Source organism: Pantoea agglomerans NBRC 102470, from assembly GCF_001598475.1.
Lineage (GTDB): Bacteria > Pseudomonadota > Gammaproteobacteria > Enterobacterales > Enterobacteriaceae > Pantoea > Pantoea agglomerans.
Window position 1 is genome coordinate 464534 of the sequence record NZ_BCZA01000001.1, and the last position, 18411, is coordinate 482944.

The 18411-nt window shown below is 56.2% G+C and carries 22 protein-coding genes; 9 read left to right on the forward strand and 13 right to left on the reverse strand.

The window, feature by feature from the left end:
- Positions 1-163 precede the first annotated feature (163 nt).
- Positions 164-1366: a purine nucleoside transporter PunC gene (gene punC, locus PAG01S_RS02205; RefSeq protein ID WP_062757543.1), complete on the reverse strand. Its 1203-nt coding sequence runs from the start codon at positions 1364-1366 to the stop codon at positions 164-166.
- Between the two features lie 107 nt (positions 1367-1473).
- On the opposite strand from punC, the gene punR reads away from it, so the two are divergent.
- Positions 1474-2379: a DNA-binding transcriptional activator PunR gene (gene punR / locus PAG01S_RS02210; protein WP_033771638.1), complete on the forward strand. Its 906-nt coding sequence runs from the start codon at positions 1474-1476 to the stop codon at positions 2377-2379.
- Here punR and purR read toward each other — a convergent pair.
- The gene (gene purR, locus PAG01S_RS02215) at positions 2376-3401 is read right to left on the reverse strand and encodes an HTH-type transcriptional repressor PurR (protein WP_010245595.1); all 1026 of its coding nucleotides are present in this window, start codon (positions 3399-3401) and stop codon (positions 2376-2378) included. The two genes, punR and purR, sit on opposite strands and share 4 nt — an antisense overlap.
- Before the next feature lie 281 nt (positions 3402-3682).
- On the opposite strand from purR, the gene cydH reads away from it, so the two are divergent.
- Entirely contained in the window at positions 3683-3772 is a 90-nt protein-coding gene (cydH, locus tag PAG01S_RS22175; protein WP_010245592.1) for a cytochrome bd-I oxidase subunit CydH, read from the forward strand.
- Between the two features lie 46 nt (positions 3773-3818).
- Here cydH and PAG01S_RS02220 read toward each other — a convergent pair whose 3' ends face one another.
- Entirely contained in the window at positions 3819-4616 is a 798-nt protein-coding gene (locus tag PAG01S_RS02220) for a C40 family peptidase (RefSeq protein WP_010245589.1), read from the reverse strand.
- Positions 4617-4981: 365 nt separating this feature from the next.
- On the opposite strand from PAG01S_RS02220, the gene PAG01S_RS02225 reads away from it, so the two are divergent.
- The gene (locus PAG01S_RS02225; RefSeq protein WP_170933470.1) at positions 4982-5317 is read left to right on the forward strand and encodes a Grx4 family monothiol glutaredoxin; all 336 of its coding nucleotides are present in this window, start codon (positions 4982-4984) and stop codon (positions 5315-5317) included.
- 43 nt (positions 5318-5360) lie between these two features.
- On the opposite strand, the gene rnt is transcribed toward PAG01S_RS02225, so the two are convergent.
- From rnt to PAG01S_RS02245, 4 genes are all read right to left on the reverse strand, one after another.
- The gene (gene rnt / locus PAG01S_RS02230; protein ID WP_010245582.1) at positions 5361-6029 is read right to left on the reverse strand and encodes a ribonuclease T; all 669 of its coding nucleotides are present in this window, start codon (positions 6027-6029) and stop codon (positions 5361-5363) included.
- Positions 6030-6149: 120 nt separating this feature from the next.
- Positions 6150-6557, reverse strand: a complete 408-nt coding sequence (gloA, locus tag PAG01S_RS02235) for a lactoylglutathione lyase (protein WP_010245580.1) — start codon at positions 6555-6557, stop codon at positions 6150-6152.
- A gap of 116 nt (positions 6558-6673) precedes the next feature.
- Positions 6674-7771 carry an alkene reductase gene (locus PAG01S_RS02240; RefSeq protein ID WP_010245578.1) on the reverse strand — a complete coding sequence of 366 codons (1098 nt, stop codon included), beginning with the start codon at positions 7769-7771 and terminating at the stop codon, positions 6674-6676.
- Between the two features lie 50 nt (positions 7772-7821).
- On the reverse strand, positions 7822-8418 hold the full coding sequence (locus PAG01S_RS02245) for a TetR/AcrR family transcriptional regulator (protein WP_010245576.1): 597 nt from the start codon (positions 8416-8418) through the stop codon (positions 7822-7824).
- Between the two features lie 174 nt (positions 8419-8592).
- On the opposite strand from PAG01S_RS02245, the gene PAG01S_RS02250 reads away from it, so the two are divergent.
- From PAG01S_RS02250 to PAG01S_RS02265, 4 genes are all read left to right on the forward strand, one after another.
- Positions 8593-8832, forward strand: a complete 240-nt coding sequence (locus PAG01S_RS02250; protein WP_010245573.1) for a DUF1289 domain-containing protein — start codon at positions 8593-8595, stop codon at positions 8830-8832.
- Between the two features lie 70 nt (positions 8833-8902).
- Positions 8903-9799 carry an aldo/keto reductase gene (locus PAG01S_RS02255; protein WP_062757545.1) on the forward strand — a complete coding sequence of 299 codons (897 nt, stop codon included), beginning with the start codon at positions 8903-8905 and terminating at the stop codon, positions 9797-9799.
- Between the two features lie 84 nt (positions 9800-9883).
- The gene (gene sodC / locus PAG01S_RS02260; RefSeq protein ID WP_033757495.1) at positions 9884-10402 is read left to right on the forward strand and encodes a superoxide dismutase family protein; all 519 of its coding nucleotides are present in this window, start codon (positions 9884-9886) and stop codon (positions 10400-10402) included.
- Between the two features lie 130 nt (positions 10403-10532).
- Positions 10533-11000: a hypothetical protein gene (locus tag PAG01S_RS02265; protein ID WP_010245563.1), complete on the forward strand. Its 468-nt coding sequence runs from the start codon at positions 10533-10535 to the stop codon at positions 10998-11000.
- On the opposite strand, the gene PAG01S_RS02270 is transcribed toward PAG01S_RS02265, so the two are convergent.
- From PAG01S_RS02270 to PAG01S_RS02280, 3 genes are read right to left on the reverse strand one after another with little or no spacing between them, the layout of a single operon-like run.
- Positions 11001-13001: an FUSC family protein gene (locus tag PAG01S_RS02270; protein ID WP_010245560.1), complete on the reverse strand. Its 2001-nt coding sequence runs from the start codon at positions 12999-13001 to the stop codon at positions 11001-11003. It abuts the gene before it with no gap.
- Entirely contained in the window at positions 12998-13855 is an 858-nt protein-coding gene (locus PAG01S_RS02275; RefSeq protein WP_033771647.1) for an efflux RND transporter periplasmic adaptor subunit, read from the reverse strand. Before PAG01S_RS02275 ends, PAG01S_RS02270 begins: the two co-directional genes overlap by 4 nt.
- Before the next feature lie 5 nt (positions 13856-13860).
- Positions 13861-14097, reverse strand: a complete 237-nt coding sequence (locus tag PAG01S_RS02280) for a DUF1656 domain-containing protein (protein WP_010245554.1) — start codon at positions 14095-14097, stop codon at positions 13861-13863.
- Positions 14098-14247: 150 nt separating this feature from the next.
- Here PAG01S_RS02280 and slyA point away from each other — a divergent pair, with 150 nt between their 5' ends.
- Positions 14248-14685 carry a transcriptional regulator SlyA gene (gene slyA / locus PAG01S_RS02285; RefSeq protein WP_010245551.1) on the forward strand — a complete coding sequence of 146 codons (438 nt, stop codon included), beginning with the start codon at positions 14248-14250 and terminating at the stop codon, positions 14683-14685.
- Between the two features lie 40 nt (positions 14686-14725).
- Here slyA and slyB read toward each other — a convergent pair whose 3' ends face one another.
- Positions 14726-15193 (reverse strand): outer membrane lipoprotein SlyB, encoded by a 468-nt coding sequence (gene slyB, locus PAG01S_RS02290; RefSeq protein WP_010245548.1) that lies wholly within the window; start codon positions 15191-15193, stop codon positions 14726-14728.
- Positions 15194-15475: 282 nt separating this feature from the next.
- Between slyB and anmK the strand changes: the two genes are divergently transcribed.
- Positions 15476-16597, forward strand: coding sequence for an anhydro-N-acetylmuramic acid kinase (anmK, locus tag PAG01S_RS02295; RefSeq protein WP_033767108.1), 1122 nt, complete (start codon positions 15476-15478; stop codon positions 16595-16597).
- Positions 16598-16643: 46 nt separating this feature from the next.
- Here anmK and PAG01S_RS02300 read toward each other — a convergent pair whose 3' ends face one another.
- Together PAG01S_RS02300 and PAG01S_RS02305 are read right to left on the reverse strand one after the other, a co-directional pair.
- Positions 16644-16877 (reverse strand): DUF4060 family protein, encoded by a 234-nt coding sequence (locus PAG01S_RS02300; protein WP_010245542.1) that lies wholly within the window; start codon positions 16875-16877, stop codon positions 16644-16646.
- A gap of 229 nt (positions 16878-17106) precedes the next feature.
- Positions 17107-18318: a diguanylate phosphodiesterase gene (locus tag PAG01S_RS02305; protein ID WP_062757546.1), complete on the reverse strand. Its 1212-nt coding sequence runs from the start codon at positions 18316-18318 to the stop codon at positions 17107-17109.
- Between the last annotated feature and the right edge of the window lie 93 nt (positions 18319-18411).

An 18411-nucleotide genomic window follows, 5' to 3' on the forward strand; every position in this document is an offset into this window, starting at 1 on the left:
GAATAACGCGCGCGAATACCATCCCGGCAGCAGGGTGCCAATCAGATTATTACGTTATTATATTGTTGATTTATTACAGATTTGTTGACCCGGATGAGTATATGCTCACGCGGGTCAATATTCAATAACTTATTGTTAGGGCGCTAACTAAAAAGTCAGTGTGTCACTGATTATCCTGGCAGGCAGTTTGCGCAGAGGCAACAACAGTTTGTGCGCTTGCGGCACGCTGCATGGCGTAACCCATCAGCGCCAGCACAATTGTCACCGTCATCATCAGTGTGGTGGTAAATAGCGCCTGAGTTAAGCCGGCCGACACCGCCAAACTGGCAGCGAAACAGAGTCCTAACTGCAGTGTATTCTGCAACGCGGCGGCTTTACCGGTAGCGGTCGGAAAGGGCATCAGCGCACTGGACACCACAATCGGATAGATCGCGCCGTTAGCCAGCGCCATACCGCAGAACGGTACCATCAGACTCACCAGCGTGCTGCTGCCAGCAAGCGCAACAGCAAACAGCGCCAGAATGCTCAGGCTGTAGACGGCCAGCAGCCAGGGCAGCAACTGTGCGCCGTTAAAGCGGTTGAGCAGGGTGCGACAGCCGAAGCCGCCAATTAAAAAGGCGAGCGTCTGGGGCACATAACTCAGACCGATATCGGCGGGCGACAGACCCAGATCCGCCAGAATAAAGGGCGATCCGGTCAGCCAGGCAAAGAAGCTGGCTGAGCAGGCGGAGTAGATCAGCACGTTGCCGCTGTAGACCCGGGATTTAAGCAGCGTGAAAAAGCCGGGCTGCGCACCTTTTTCTCCCGCGGCCTTGCGCACGGTGGGCAGACGCAGCGTGGTCAGAATCAACGCCACCGCAATCAGGGTCAGCACCAGGAAAATCGAACGCCAGTGGAAGTGGCCGATCAGCCAGGCACCCAGTAGCGGAGCCAGCGCCGGAGAGAGCGCAACCAGCGGCATAATGGTGGCAAAGACTTTGTTAGCGCGCGCTGCAGGGTAGCGATCCACCACCAGCGCCTGCCAGCTTACGGCAGCGGCACAGACGCCAATCGCCTGGACAAAACGCAGCGCCAGCATCAGATAGATATCATTCACCCACAGCATGCCTGCGCAGCCAGCGCCAAACATGGCCAGTCCGGACAGCAGCACCGGTTTACGACCGATGCGATCGGAAAGCGGTCCCCAGAAGAGCTGACCCACGGCGAAGCCGCCCAGGAAGAGACTCATACTGGCGCTGATCAGACCGGGTGAAGTGTTAAAGGTTTGCTGCATCGCACCAAAGGCGGGCAGGTACATATCAGTGGCTAAAAAGCCCAGCATGCTCAGCAGGGCAAGGTAGGGCATAAACCCTTTATTCGACAGCATCTGATTCTCATTTTTGCAGGATAAACGCGGCAGAGTGTAAAAGGTGCGTTTGCTGCTGTGAAACGTTAATATTTGCCGATTGCTGTTAAAATTTTTGAAGGCAGATTATGTGGTCAGAATATGCATTAGAGGTGGTTGACGCTGTCGCCCGTGGAGGAAGCTTCAGCGCCGCCGCGCAGGAGTTACATCGGGTGCCCTCTGCCATCAGCTATACGGTGCGTCAGCTGGAAAACTGGCTGGCGGTACCGCTGTTTGAACGGCAGCATCGCGAAGTGGTTCTGACCCCGGCGGGTGAGCATTTTGTCCGGGAAGGGCGCAGCGTCATCAAAAAAATGCTTGCCACCCGGCGACAGTGTCAGCAGCTGGCTAACGGCTGGCGCGGCCAGCTAAGCATAGCCGTTGACCGTATCGCTAAACCTCAGCGCACCCGACAACTGGTCAAAGATTTCTATCGCCACTTTCCCGATATGGAGCTGATTATCAGCTATGAAGTCTTTAACGGCGTCTGGGATGCGCTGGCCGATGGCCGGGTGGAAGTGGCGATTGGTGCCACGCAGGCGATACCGGTGGGCGGACGTTTTGCTTTTCGGGATATGGGCACACTTAACTGGCGCTGCGTGGTTGCGCCCGACCATCCTCTGACGCAGGCGAGCCAGATAGATGATGACACGCTGCGGAGCTGGCCATCCCTGGTGCTGGAAGATACTTCACGGGCACTGCCGCGTCGTATGACATGGACGCTGGATAACCAGCGCCGGCTGGTGGTGCCGGAGTGGCAAACCGGGCTGGATTGCGTGCAGGCGGGATTGTGTGTGGCGATGGTGCCCGGTCACCTGGCCAGGCCGCTGCTCGACAGCGGCGAGCTGGTTGAACTGACGCTGCCGGTGGCGTTTCCGGACAGTCCATGCTGCGTTAGCTGGGCAGAGGATCGCGCATCACCCGCGACAGGCTGGTTGCTCAGCTATCTGGGTGATGCGCAAACGCTTAATCAGGAGTGGTTAAGCGAGCATTAACGGCGATAGTCGCGGAACGGGCCATCGGCCACGGAACGGCGCTCAATCAGCGTGGGATGGACCTCAATCGTTTGTGACACTTCGCGTTTACTGGTAATGCGGTCCAGCAGCATTTCCAGCGCTTTCTCACCCAGCTGGGCTTTAGGCTGATGCACTGTGGTCAGGGCCGGTGCAAAATAACGGGCGTTGCGCACATTGTCATAGCCGATCACCGAAATATCCTGGGGGACGCGTAAACCCATCTCGTCGGCGGCGCAAATCGCGCCCATCGCCATGATGTCACCGCCACAGAACACCGCCGTCGGACGCTGCTTCTGCGACAGGATCTGCTGCATCGCCTGATAGCCTGACTCCGGCTCAAAGTCACCCTGCACAATCCACTCGGCGCGTGGCTGAATACCCGCTTCTTCCATCGCCTTCAGGAAACCGGCATGACGTCCGCCACCGGTGTTACGCTCCATCTGGCCGGGGATTGCACCAATATCCCGGTGTCCGCGTTCAATCAGATAGCGTCCCGCCAGATAGCCGCCCTGAAAAGCATTATCCAGTACCGTGTCGGTGAAGTCGGCGCGCGATTCACCCCAGTCCATCACCACCATCGGGATATTGCGGTTCTCTTCCAGCATCTGCAGCAGATCGTCCGGATATTCAGAGCACATCACCAGCAGCCCATCGACGCGTTTCTGCGCCATCATGCTGAGATAGGCGCGCTGTTTTTGCAGATCGTTATGCGCATTACCCAGAATCAGCGTATAGCCTTTGTCAAAGCAGTGATTTTCAACCGCTTCGATAATTTCAGCGAAATAGGGTGCTTCGCTGGAGGTGGCAAGCAGGCCCAGCGTCTTGGTGTGGTTCACTTTCAGGCTGCGCGCCACGGCGCTCGGCGAGTAGTGCAGTTCTTTAATCGCCTGCCAGACCGCGTTGCGCGTCTCTTCAGCCACAAAGCGGGTTTTATTGATGACGTGCGAAACGGTGGTCGTTGAGACGCCAGCGCGTTTCGCCACATCTTTAATTGTTGCCATGAAAATCGGACTCCAGTGCTTATCTAACTCTATGATAAGCGTAGTGTTAAACGTTTGCGTCTGCTCAGGGTTTTTTCCGCAAAAATGCAGCTTTCCTGGCCAGGAAACAGGCCGCTGGCGGCGTAAAAGCGCCTGAAAACGTGCGCAAACGGAATCAGGGTTGCGCGCGTTGCGCAACAAAGGCGGGATTCTAACAAGGCTGAACGGATAAAACGAGATTTTTACCGGGCCCTGTGGGAAAATGCGATACCCCTACTGATTGTGTGACTAAGGAGCAAGCAATGAGTACCGATCTTAAACTGGCTTTAATGACCACCGCGGGCTGTCTGCTGATGATTGTGGCCTTTAGTTTTACCGCTATTCTGCACTAATAAAAAAGCCGGGATTATCCCGGCTCTCTTCTGGTTGTTCGACTGCTCAGCGTATGGTTTTTGGCGTCATCACCCGACGGGCACCAATATAGTGGCGCTGCCAGTAATCTTCTCCTAACGCGCTGATCTGAATATCTTTGCCGGTGCGTGGCGACTGGATAAACTTGCCATCACCCAGGTAAACGCCGACATGGTCCGCAGTACCGCGTCCATTGATACGGAAGAAGACCAGATCGCCTTTCTCCAGCGACTCACGCTTGATCGGGGCGGCGTCACGCAGGTGGTACATCTCGTTAGCGGTACGTGGGATCTTAAACTTCACCAGATCTTTATAGGCGTACCAGACCAGGCCGCTGCAATCGAAACCGGTATGGGGAGAGGTGCCGCCCCACTGATAGGGTTTACCCAACTGACCCATCAGCTTGGTCATCGCGGTTTCGCGGGCCTTCTGGTAGCGCTGACGGTGAGATTTGCTCATCTTAATCGTGCCGGTCTCGCTGGTGGTGACCTCAGCGGTTTTCAGCAGGCGCTGATGACCATAGCGTTTCTTCTCTTTGTTCTTACTGAGACGGGCGGTTTTTAGCGAGGTCTTCTTAGCAGGCGTCTGTTTTGCGGTGAGTTCGACTTTTTTCAGTTTTTTTGTTTTTAGTTTTTGAACCGGGCTGAGGCGAGTCTTTTTCGTCACCGTTTTGACCGGGCGACGCTTGCGACGCTCATCGTCGCGCGCACTCTTTTTCTCTGCTTTATGCGTACTGACGTTCACCGGTGCGTGAGGCGACGCAGCGGCGATGTTGAAAAACAGTTGCGCAAAGGCCAGCATGAAAAACGTAATGATTAAACGCATAGTCCGTTGATTAGTTAAGTTGTCAGGGCCACTACGCACCGCGACAAAGTTGAGATTAATCTGATCCAGGATCAGCGCCCAGGCCATTCTAGTCCAGTTCTTTTAAAAACTGTAATGCCTTTTAATATTAATCTTTGCAACCCACGCAATTGTGCTGAAAATGAACATTTTCAGCGTCTTATATCAACGAAATTATTACGAATTATTAATCTGTTACCTGCTGTTAATAATCAGGAATTCAGGTGTCCCGGAGCAGGACTTAACAATGATGGCGATTTAATCGGGCAGCGATCAAAATCTCGTTTTCAGTCACGCTGCGAAGTCGCTACAATAAACAAACACGATGTGACGAATTAAGGAAGGCAATTATGAGTACTGTAGAAAAAATTCAGCGCCAGATCGCAGAAAACCCGATCCTGCTGTACATGAAAGGTTCCCCGAAACTGCCAAGCTGCGGTTTCTCTGCACAGGCGGTGCAGGCGCTCTCAGCCTGCGGTGAGCGTTTTGCTTACGTGGATATTCTGCAGAACCCGGACATTCGTGCCGAGATGCCGAAATTCGCTAACTGGCCAACTTTCCCGCAGCTGTGGGTTGATGGCGAGCTGGTCGGTGGATGCGACATCATCGTTGAGATGTTACAACGTGGTGAACTGCAGACGCTGATCAAAGAGACTGCAGAAAAATTTAAAGAAGCAGAATAAAAAAAGGCCGACATCACGTCGGCCTTTTTCATTGCGGCATCCCTTATGCGGATGTCGTGGCTTCTGCATCGCCTTCCGCGAAGGGCAGTGGCCAGCCGCCTAACCGTTTCCAGCGGTTCACCAGCTCGCAGAACAGCGTTGCCGTCTGCTGAGTGTCATAGAGCGCAGAATGCGCCTGCGTACTGTCAAACTCCATGCCCGCCGCAATACAGGCCTTCGCCAGCACCGTCTGCCCTAAAACCAGCCCGCTCAGGGCCGCGGTGTCAAAGGTGGCAAACGGGTGAAACGGGTTGCGCTTCAGGCTGGCTCGTTCCGCCGCCGCTGACATAAAGTTCAGGTCGAAGGTGGCATTGTGCGCCACCATGATGGCGCGATTGCAGCCGCTGTCTTTAATGCCCTTGCGCACCATTTTGAAAATGGCGTGCAGCGCCTCATATTCACTGACTGCGCCGCGCAGAGGATTGCTGGGATCGATGCCGGTAAAGGCCAGGGCTTCGGGATGCAGCAGCGACCCGACAAAAGGTTCGACGTTGAAATGCAGCGTCTGGTCAATCTGAATCCATCCCTCTTCATCCATTTTCAGCGTGATAGCGGCAATCTCCAGTAACGCATCGGTTTGCGCATTGAAACCCGCGGTTTCAACGTCGATCACCACCGGATAGAAGCCACGGAAACGTTGATTGAGTGCATTAGGGGAATTCGATTCAGACATCAGGATCTCGTTGCAGAAAAAGGGCAGCGCGTATTATGGCAAAAAACGGGGCCGGGTGCAGCAGATGAAGCGCAGAGAAGGGGATTCAGCCCACCCGATCGGGCAGGCTGACAGGCAGGTTTAGTTGCCGAGGCCGTTACCGGCATCTTTGTTTTCGATCAGCTCGATTTTGTAACCATCGGGATCTTCAACAAAGGCAATAATGGTGGAGCCGCCTTTAACCGGGCCAGCTTCACGCGTCACGTTGCCGCCATCTTTGCGGATACGTTCGCAGGCCGCTGCTGCGTCATCAACGCCCAGCGCAATATGACCATAGGCATCACCGAGGTCATACTTATCGACGCCCCAGTTGTAGGTCAGTTCGATCACCGCACCTTCGCTCTCGTCGGTGTAGCCAACAAATGCCAGGGTATATTTGTATTCGGTGTTTTCGCTCTGACGCAACACGCGCATGCCCAGCACACGGGTGTAGAAATCGATTGAACGTTGCAGATCGCCAACGCGCAGCATGGTATGAAGTAAACGCATAACATCCTCTTTTAAATAAAACGCCATCGCCCGATGACTCAGGCGCTAAGTATAGCGATGAAAATTGCTATTGAATAATGGCTGCCGTCATCATCCCGGACGGCAGCCCGAACCGGTTACAGCGTTGGGTAGTCGATATAACCTTCAGCGCCGCCGCCGTAGAAGCTTTCCGGACGCTGTGGATTGAGTGGGGCATCCTGCTGCAGACGCTCAACCAGATCCGGGTTAGCAATGTAATCGCGACCAAACGCAACCGCATCGATCAGACCGCGACCAATCAGGTCATCCGCTTTCTCAACGGTATAAGCACCGGCACCAATGATGGCACCCGGGAAGAGATCACGCACTTTCTGACGGAAAGCGTCGGTATAAGGCTGACCGCCCGCCCAGTCTGGCTCAGAGAGGTGCAGATAGGCGATGTTGCGTTTTGCCAGCTCGCCGATGTACCACAGCGCCGCTTCCTCTTCATCCGGGCCGTTGTCCAGATTCTGGAAGCTGCCGATAGGTGAGACGCGAATACCAATGCGATCGGCTGACCAGTTAGCGATCACCGCATCAACCACTTCCAGCGCAAAGCGGCCGCGCTTTTCGATGCTGCCGCCATATTCATCAGTACGCTGGTTTGAGCCTGGTGCCAGGAACTGGTGCATCAGGTAACCGTGCGCCGAGTGCAGCTCAAGCAGGTCAAAGTCCGCTTCACGCGCGTTGGCCGCAGCCTGGCCAAAATCTGCCACAATCTGCTTAATCTCTGGCACTGTCAGCTCACGCGGCGTTGAGGTATCTTCGCGATAGACGCTACCATCTTCAGCACGCAGAGAGGTACGGGTGCCAGCGGCAATCGCCGATGGCGCAACCGGTGCTTTGCCTTCCGGCTGTACGCTGTTATGTGAGATACGACCGGTGTGCCATAACTGTACTGCGGTGTGACCGCCAGCCTGATGCACGCCTTCGTTAATCGCTTTCCACGCTGCAATCTGTGGCTGAGTATGTAAGCCTGGCGCACCGGCATAGCCTTTCGCCTGGAAAGAGATCTGGGTCGCTTCGGTGATGATCAAACCGGCGCTGGCGCGCTGGCGATAATATTCAGCCATCATCGGGGTAGGGATGTCGCCTGGCTCAATGCTGCGCAGACGGGTCAGCGGTGCCATAAATACGCGGTTTGGGACGGTAATTGCACCGACTTTTAGCGGACGAAACAGCTGGGTACTCGCCATAATAGCTCCTGATTAGTAGACCAGTCGTCTACAAACATGTTTTTTAAAAATCAGCGGCGTTCAAGCCACTGTTCGATGGTACTCAATGCCAGACGCAGTGGCTGCGCCTCGCGGGAAATTTTGCTCTGCAGGCTGGCACCCAGCCACAGCAGCGACAGCAATTCCGCCATCTGCGCGGGGGGCTGCGGCAGGCTCAGCGACTCCTGCTGCTCTGCGGCAATCAGGGTCCGGGCGTAGAGTGCCGTGATCTTTCCGGCACCCTGCTGCAGTGCATCACGCATCGGCTCTGAGAGATCGCACACCTCCGCGGAGACTTTGACGCCCAGACAGCCTACGATGTGGCCCTGCTGAACAAACAGATCAACGGCAGCACGAAAATGGTTAAGCAGACGCTCACGCGGCGTGCCTTCGGTCTGGTTAAGCTGCAACGCCACATCCTGCAGGAAACGCGCAAAATAGCGCTCCAGTAACGCCACGCCAAACGCCTCTTTAGAACGGAAGTAGTAGTAGAAGGAGCCTTTCGGCACCGCCGCCTGCGTCAGCAGTTCGCTGAGGCCCATTCCGGTAAAGCCGCGTTGCAGACAGAGTTGCTCACCTGTCTGGAGCAGGTGTTCGCGGGTTTCGTTGCGTTGTAGCGTCTTATTCATGGCAGTGAGATTAGTAGACCAGTCGGTCTAATGCAACGCAACCCTCTCTATTTGGCACAGAGTGTTCACTCCTGAGTCAAAGAACAGGATAATTCTGACCGGGTGGGGCTTACTTCCTGCGCAACCAGGCTACGCTTTTTACTGGACTGTTTATTCTGTGAATCCGGAGGCGTGGTGGCCGAGCAGCTTGAGTTTTTCCCGGTTCCCAGCCCCTGTCGCGGCATCTGCCAGACGGATGCGCGCGGCTACTGCCTGGGATGTTTACGCAGCCGCGATGAGCGGTTCAACTGGCTGCGCTTCAGCGATGCGCAAAAGCGTGAGGTCATTCGTCTTTGTCAGCAGCGGCGTCAGCGTCTGCAACGGCAACAGAAAGGCGAGGAGCCGCACGCGCCACAACAGCCGGAGTTATTCTGACGACTTTGCGCTTTCCGTTATACTCTCTGACACGCTAATTTCAGCCAACGCGCAACACAGGGAGAACGTCATGTTAGAACCGCAAGCCATCGCTTCACAGGGGCCCGATTTTTCACCGCTGGTCATGGGGTACTGGCGTCTGATGGAGTGGGGGATGTCGCCACAGGAACGGGTCGCCTTTATTGAGCACCATGTGAGGCTCGGCATCACTACCGTTGACCATGCGGACATCTACGGTGACTACCAGTGTGAGGCGGCGTTTGGCGAGGCACTGAAACTGGCACCCGGCTTGCGCGACCAGCTACAGATTGTCACCAAGTGCGGCATCGCCACCCGCGCTCAGCCTGAGCATCAGATAGGCCACTACATTACCGACAAACGTCATATCCTGCAGAGTGCTGAAAACTCACTGCGCCATATCCACACCGATCGTCTCGACCTGTTGCTGATCCATCGTCCCGATCCGCTGATGGAGGCTGACGAGGTGGCCGAAGCCTTTATGGCGCTGCATCACAGCGGCAAGGTTCTGCATTTTGGCGTTTCCAACTTCTCACCATCACAGTTTTCCCTGCTGCAATCCCGTCTGCCGTTCTCGCTGGTGACAAATCAGCTGGAGATCTCACCCGTGCAGCAAAGTGTGCTGCTGGATGGCTCGCTGGATCAGTGTCAGCAGCTGCGTATTCGTCCGATGGCCTGGTCCTGTCTGGGTGGCGGTCGCCTGTTTAACGATCCCCATTTCCAGCCGCTGCGTGACGAACTGGAAGCCGTGCGGCAGGAAACCGGTGCCACCAGCCTTGAGCAGGTGGTCTATTCCTGGATACTGATGCTGCCATCGCGCCCGCTGCCAATCATCGGCTCAGGTAAAACGGCGCGGGTCAGCGAAGCCGCCGGAGCACTGAACTTATCCCTGTCGCGTCAGCAGTGGTTCCGTATTCGCAAGGCGGCGCTGGGATTTGATGTGCCCTGAAGCGTAAAACTGCGTCAATCTCCGGCAAAATAGTGCAACAGCGACCAGACTTATCTCAAACCCTGGTATGCAAATGGAGTCACCATGAAAATGAAAGCAGTTGCCTTATTCGCACTGATCGCCTGCGGCTCAGCACTGGCTGCCAGCGAGCAGGTTACGATCCATCAGGTTACCGCTGAAGGGATTGGGAAATCGCTGGGCACCGTTAAGATTGACGAGACACAGTATGGTCTGCAGTTTACGCCGGATCTGCAGGGCCTTCAGCCGGGCATTCATGGTTTCCATGTTCATGCTAAAGGCAGCTGTGAACCGGGCGAGTCTGAAGGCAAAGTGGTCGCCGCCGGTGCGGCGGGTGGTCACCTTGATCCAGCCAACAGCGGCAAACATCTGGGGCCTTATGCAGAGGGGCACCTGGGCGACCTGCCCGCGGTCTATGTCGATGACAAAGGCAGCGCCACTTATCCGGTGCTGGCGCCGCGTCTGAAATCGTTAAAAGAGATCAAAGGCAAAGCGCTGATGGTGCACGTCGGCGGTGACAATCATGCTGACCATCCTAAACCGCTGGGCGGTGGCGGGGCACGCTACGCTTGCGGTGTAATCTGAGTTTCCGGGCGGCAGGCGATGGCCGCCCGCTTTTCTCCTGCCTGTTTATGAATTGTTGTACCATCCCTGACATTTCCCCCCTATGATATTGATTCAGGTAAGAAAGCGTGATGGGGAAAGGAGCAGGAAAATGAAATTCAAGGGCGCATTACTGCTGTGTCTGCTGCTGGTGGGATGCGATAAACCCAATGATACGCAACTGGTCACCGAAACCGGACGCGAACTGCAGCGCACCATCGATACCAACCCAATGCGTATCACCTGTGAAAAGATCGCGAAGGGTCGTGAATGGCTGAGCCGCAACATGGTGCGTAAGCTGGAAGCGCAGGGTTGCGATCAGGTCTTTCGCAGCGCCACCGAAACCAATTTCACGGATAGCACTATCTATCGCCGTACCATGACTATGGTGTGCGGTGGCATTCATGGTCAGAGTTTTACCGGTACCGAACTGACACGCCGGTTTATCTTCTCACCCGATGAGAAAGTGCTGGTGATTGAACCGATGACCGAAATGGATAAAACCCGCTTCGAAGGCCATAAAACGCTGCAACAGCTGCAGGATGATTTTAACCGGCAACAGCAGCAATATTGCCAGTGATCACTCCGGCACCGCCTGCTTCAGCTGTGCCAGTGAACAGCGTAACCGCCAGATAATCCCCGCCAGCTCGCTGGCCTCGTTGCTTTCCAGTGCCAGTAACGCGGTGATGGTCTCCTCCAGTTGCGTCAGCATTCGATCCAGCGAGCTGTGGCGCACGCCGCGGCTGCTGATAATCTGCTGTAAGTCTTGCAGGCAGTGATCGCGAAACCCCATCAGTGCGGCTGAACCGGCGCGCCATTCACGCAGCTGCCAGACGATATGCGAGCAGTTGAGCAGCACCACGCCCCAGCGCAGTAGCCAGACGCGTGCCTGCTCGTCCCGGCTGTGACTGAGCTGGCTGATACGGTGGTAAATCTGCGATTCGAAGCGGCTCTCGCTGAGCCGGGGCCGCTGCCGCAGCTGATCGAGAAACGCCAGCCGCAGCGCCCGGATATGCCGTCGGCTGCGCCGCGCATCGGAGCTGGGTCGCAGAATCTGGAACGCCAGCCAGGCGAGCAGCACCCCGCAGACTTTGGCGATGTTATCGTTAAAGAAGTCCTGATAATCCCATGTGGGCGGATTAGTCACCGCGATAAACGAACCCATAAAGACGATGAACTGTCCCCACATCCCGGCGCGCTGCTTCTGCTGCAGCTTAAAGAGTTGCAGCGTCACCAGCAGCGGGAACAGAAACAGTAAAAACTGCCACAGCTGACTGATCTGCACCATCAGCCCAAACTTCATCACAAAACTAAACGCAAACAGCCACAGCAGGGTCTTCAGCAGCAGCGTGACGCTGCCGCCAGGTGAGGGTGATGAAGCGTAGAGCACACAGGCAATGGCGGTTAAGGTGAGCGCGGCGGCACCGGAAGACCATTGCGTATTGATCCAGAAGGCGCAGCCCAGCACGATAACGCAGAAGGTACGCAGGGCGCTCCAGCCCGCCTCGGCGCTGTCACTGTCGCGCGCCAGCGCCGGAACCGGCGGTGGCTGAAAGCGGGTGTCGGCATCGGCGCGATCCAGCAGGCGGATCCAGCGCAGCACGTTGAGGTACATCCAGCAGAAGTAGCGCAGCCGCTGACAAAAAGCGCGCTGCCGGTAGTCGCCATCCGCTGCCGGGGTCACGCTGCGCAGGATTTGCGCCAGACGATATTTATCACACGCCGGTTTCGCCAGCTCCGCCAGCAGTTGTTGCAGCGCGTCAAACAGCGCCTCTGGCGCGTCGGGCCAGTTCAGCAGCATGCGTCGCAGGCTGGAGAGCACGCTGGTGAGTCGCAGCTGCTGGTGCAGCACATAGTTCAGCACGTTGTTCTGTCGGCGAAAGCGGTAGTGGCTCCAGAACGCCTGAATCCGCAGCAGATTCATGGTCAGGATCTGGCTGATGACATTTTCATGCGCGGTCCGGATGGTCTCGCTGGCTGAGGGCTGCAGCAGTAATACCGCATGTTCCAGCAGCCTGGCATGCATCTGTTTCAGTGAGGTAATCAGCGTCTCACCATCGGAGGTACTCGGCAGTACCATCATCATTAATCCGGCGCAGAGAATGCCGGAGATCACCTCGCAAACCCGTGCCTGAGCGATGGTCCATAGCGAGGTGATATCGGTGATGTTAACGCTGCTAAAGGCGATGATGGCGGCGGTGTAGCCCGCCAGCGAAAAGGCGTAGGCAACATTATTCTGGTAGTGGTTCGCTATGCCGGTACAGAGCGCCAGCCAGCCGGCAATGGCAAAGGTAAACAGCCACGGCTCATTAAGCGTATGTCCGGCGATCAGCAGCGCAGCGCTGGCCCCCATCAGACTGCCAACGATGCGCCCCAGACTTTTACTGATCGCGCCGCCGACGGTGGGAAAGCTAATCACGGCAGCAGAGGTCATTGCCCAGTACGGCTCATCCAGATCCAGTGCGTAGGCGATGCTCAGCGCCAGGCACATCGCAATAGCGTTGCGCAACGCATAGCGCCACTGGCCGGCGTTCGCCTTAATCCAGGGCAGTTGATCCCAGGCCAGCCACTGAAAATTCATGGCTGGATGGTGATGGTGCAGCTGGTTCCCGCCACCAGGTCTGCATCGGCAGGAAGCGGGTCGAGACGAATGCGCACCGGCACCCGCTGCGCCAGCCGCACCCAGGGCACGTTGGGTTTGATATCGGGCACCAGGCCGCTGTCGGTCTCAATGCTCTGGTCATAGATGGCGCGGCCAATGCTATCCACCTGACCCTGCAGCCGCATGCCATTGCTGTAGAGCACCACCTGGGCCGCTGCGCCTGGGTGAATATGGCGCAGTTTGGTCTCTTCGAAGTAGCCCATTACGTAGTAAGAGTGGCTGTCGACCAGAGCAAACAGAGGCGAACCCGCGGTGGCATAGTTGCCGGGACGCAGCGTCAGATTGGTGATCCAGCCATCCGCCGGTGCGGTCAGCGTCGTCTGCTGCAGATTCCAGCGCGCCCGTTCCCACTCCGCCTGTGCCGCTTTGGTGCTGGCGGCCGCCGCGCCGGCGCTTAATCGCGCGGCATCAAGGTCCTCTGCGGAGATGATGTTGCGCGGCAGGCTGCTGCGACGATTAAATTCATGCTGCGCTTTCGCGAGATCCGCCTGCGCTTTGCTGAGCTGGGCGGCGGCATTGTCGAGCGCGATCTGCCATGGCACCGGGTCCAGCGTTAACAGCTGCTGGCCCTGATGCACAAACTGATTGTCTTTGACCTTCAGTTGCGTAATTCGTCCCGACACCTGAGGCGTGATATCCACCAGCTCTGCCCGTACTTTCCCGTCACGGGTCCAGGGCGACTGCATGTAGTAGTTCCAGAGCCAGCCAGCGGCCAGCAGCGCCAGGGCAAACACGATCAGCGTGGAGAAGTATTTTACCGCGTTAAATTTCATATCGATTATCCGTGACCGATGAGCCAGAGTGCGGCGGTAACGCACAGCACAAACAGGGAGAGATCAAACAGGGTGGGATGCCAGACATCGCCGGAGTAGATCCAGCCACGCACCAGAGGGTGGATCAGCAGCCAGAAAAAGAAGCCGAGGATCACCGCTTTGAATATCGGCGGGAAAAACAGTGAGGCGCCCACCACCAGATCGGTCAGCGGATTCGCACCTGAAAAAGCAGGAGTGAGCACGTGATAACATCCTTCGTTAACCCAAACAGCAGAGTGAAAGCGCTGCCACGTTATGGTGGCCTGGTCCGGGATTTGTAATTTGTCCTGTAAACTCGCAGAATAGTGTAAAATCTGGCTTGATAGCTAGCAAGCTAATTATAAGGAGATGAAATGGATACGCCCCTCGGAACGGATTTATCTCGCCTGGTGCGCATCTGGCGCGCGTTGATTGATCAGCGGCTGAAGCCGCTTGAGCTGACTCAGACTCACTGGGTGACGTTGCACAATATTCATCAACTGCCGCCCGAACAGTCCCAGATTCAGTTAGCCAAGGCGATTGGTATTGAACAGCCTTCGCTGGTGCGCACGCTGGATCAGCTGGAAGAGAAAGGATTAATCACCCGTTCGACCTGCGCCAACGATCGTCGTGCCAAGCGCATTAAGCTGACGCAGCAGGCCGAGCCGATTATCGAACAGGTTGAGAGTGTGATTGATGAGACGCGGGATGACATTTTGTCCGGCATCAGTCGGGAAGAGATCAGTCAGATGGTGACGCTGATCGCCCGGCTTGAAAAAAACATTCTCGAACTTCAGCATAAAGAGAAATAAAAAAACCGACGCCCAGGCGTCGGTTTTTTGTTTAGCTTCATTAGCGAGGTGAAACCGTCACCTGGCTGCCGTTGGATGCCATCACAACGCGCTGGCCAACAGAGTAACGCGTGGCGGCCTGTTTCTGAACCACCATGATGGTGTTGCCATCATCCTTACGGATTTCCAGCTCAACGCCATCGGTTTTATTGACTGCGCCCTGTACGCCCTGGCCTGCTACGCCACCCAGAACCGCACCACCGGCTGTCGCCAGGCTACGTCCGCTGCCGCCACCAATGGTGTTACCCAGGAAGCCACCCAGCACCGCACCACCGATAGCACCGATGACATTGCTCTCATCGCCGCCCTGGATTTTCACCGGACGTACTGAGACTAAGGTACCGTACGAAACGCTCTGCACCTGCTTAGCTTCACTGGCACTGTAGGTATCACCCGACAGCGTACTGGTATTGCTACAACCTGCCAGCATCACACCGGCCAGAGCGACCACAATTACACGCTTGATCATTTGAAACTCCTTTAGTCGAGAAGGTGCCACGTTTACCGCTTTATCCTGCTCACAGTATAAGACACAAACCTGGCAAATTAATCCCTGTCCGAATAAAACACGGCTGGACGAAGCATAGACTATGCAGGATCAACAATAATTCAATCGTGGACTAAAAATAGTCCCATTACGTTATCAGTCAGCACGATTGGATAAAAAGAATTTAATCATAGAATTAGCGATCATTATTTGTCAGGCTAACCGCAGATGAATTGCACTTCCGGCCGGAAGTAAGGAATGGCTATGAAATCAGGACGCTATATTGGGGTAATGTCAGGCACCAGCCTGGATGGAGTGGATGTGGTGCTGGCTGCCATTGATGAAAATATGGTGGCGCAGCAGGCCAGCTACTGCCATCCGATGCCACCAGAACTGCGTCAGGCGATTCTGGCGATATGTCAGGGACAGTCCCTGACGCTGTCGCAGCTCGGCCAGCTTGATACCCGCCTCGGCCAGCTGTTTGCTGAAGCGGTAGTGACATTAATGAAGCGCGAATCGCTTGACGCCAGCGATATCACGGCGATTGGCTGTCATGGTCAGACCGTCTGGCATGAGCCGCAGAGTGACGCACCCAATACGCTGCAGATTGGCGATCATAATCAGATCGTGGCGGCCACCGGCGTCACCGTGGTAGGGGATTTCCGCCGCCGTGACATGGCGCTGGGCGGGCAGGGCGCGCCGCTGGTGCCTGCCTTTCATCAGGCGCTGCTGATGGATGCTACTGAACGCCGCATGGTGCTGAATATTGGCGGCATCGCCAATCTCTCGCTGCTGATCCCGGGTCAACCGGTGCGCGGCTTCGATACCGGCCCCGGCAATATGCTACTGGACGCCTGGATCTGGCGTAATCAGGCTCAGCCGTATGACAAAGATGCGCAGTGGGCGCGCAGCGGGTCGGTGATTCCGGCACTGCTGGAGGCGCTGCTACGTGAGCCCTGGTTTGCGTTGCCGCCGCCGAAAAGCACCGGGCGCGAACACTTCAACCTCAGCTGGCTGGAGCAGCATCTGCGCTATTTCCCGGGTCTGGCTGCGCAGGACGTGCAGGCTACGCTGGTCGAGCTGACCGCCATCACCATCACGCAGCAGGTGTTACTCAATGATGGCTGCGACCGTCTGCTGGTGTGTGGCGGCGGCAGCCGCAATCCGCTGCTGATGGCACGACTGGCAGCGCATCTTCCGGGAACGGAAGTAACGACTACCGATGCGGCGGGTGTCAGTGGTGACGATATGGAGGCGCTGGCGTTTGCCTGGCTGGCTTTCCGCACGCTCTCCGGCCTGCCGGGCAATCTGCCTGCGGTAACGGGCGCACGGGAAAAAAGCGTGATTGGCGCAATCTTTCCGGCGAATTCACTCTACCGACGCTAAGCGGGGAGTCGGGGGCAATCTGCCCCCGCAGGATGACAGGTGGCCGTCAGGCGGCGCCGGAGAGATGCGTCAGGTTGCGAACGCCAGTAATCACCGAGGCAACCATGGTTTCACGTCGGGTAATCACCTCAACCTGATAAAACCGGCTGCGGTAGGCGATGGAATAGATAACGGGATGGTACTTATTACCTTCTCCGTAGCGGGAGTAGTGCGCTTCAAGCGCACGAGTCGCTGCGAGAATATGGGAGGGTTCTTTATCACCGCGGATGATTTGCTTCATTCAGTTCCTCAAATGCTGTCCCTGGAGTCACGTCGCACGCATGGCGCGTAGCGCTGGCCTAAACACTGAACATCTGACTGCTAAACATTTAATCACTGACTGGGTAATGACTGACTCTGCCGCGGGAAGATGACAGAAAGATGATCCCCCGAGGCTGTTAACTATTTAGCAGCCACCGGGTGATCCAGCAAGGCAGGAAATCGCAAATTCATCCAAATCGCAGAGGCGGTCAGATCAGCTCCGGCCAGGCTACGGCCGCAACGCCATTGAGTACAGGTTTTGAGAACAGAAAGCCCTGAAACTGGGTCACGCCTGCCGCTTCAAGCCACATCCACTCTTCCGGCTGTTCAATACCCTCGGCGATAACACCGATCTCCAGCGAGGAGCAGCATTTCAGAATGGCATGAATGATCGCCTGCTTCGGCCCACTTTTATGCACATCAGCGATGATGGTTCGGTCGATTTTAATCTTGTCGGGCTGAATGCGCGTCAGCAGCGACAGGCCGGCAAAACCGGCACCGAAATCATCCAGCGCCAGGCTGATGCCGGCCGCCTTCAGCTGCCTGATGGCGGCTTCAAAGGCCTCAGGCTGCGAGATAATTTCATTCTCGGTGAATTCAACCATGATCTGCTCTGGCACCAGTCCCTGCGCAGCAATCTCATCCAGCAAAAACGGGACGGCGTCGGGCACTTCCACCAGCGTCATCGGCAGCAGATTGATCGACAGAGTCATTCCCTCAATCCCCAGCTGCTTCGCCTGGGCGAAGGCGATCTTTTTCGACCTCAGATCGAGCTGATAGAGCTGCTCACGTGACAGTCGGGCAAAATAGTCGAGCGGCGATTCTCCCTGCGGGCCGCGCAGCAGCGCTTCCAGCGAGACGATTTCGCAGGCGAAGGGGTCAACGATCGGCTGAAAAGCAAAGCTGACCTCATCCGCAGCCACCAGCGATGCGTTGCCTTCACGCTGTTCTGACTCGTCACGGATAAACGTCCAGCCGCTGGCGGCCGGGATCTCAAAATAGTTCTCTTTTTCCCGCGCTTCGACAAAGGTGCGCAGGAACTGCAGTGCGCGATCGGCATAGGTCAGCTGATACTTTGTGGTGCACTTTGCCAGCACCGCCTCCAGTACCGTCTCTTTATCATGCAGCCGCAGATCGAACAGCTCCATACCGACGTGGCCAAAACGGCGTGCCGGGGCGTAATCGCGCAGCAGTTCGACCAGATTATGGTGGCGTGGATCCTGGCAAATCCGGCTGTAAACTGCATTGACCGCCGCCTCCGGACCTTCCAGCAGCTGGAAAAAATGCGTGCCATTGAATAATAAAATTCCGGTGACGCTTGAGGATTTATTGATTTTATTCGCTTTCCGCGCCAAACCATTCAGGATCTCAAGCGGCACATGTTCAGTAATGTGGCTGCGATAGATGATTGTCGACAACATAAAGGTTTCCGGAATTTTTTATTTTTTGTTATGGCACCTTACCAGAAGCTTCTTCCGGGGAAAACGAGGGCCAGTACGTCTTTCTCACTCTGA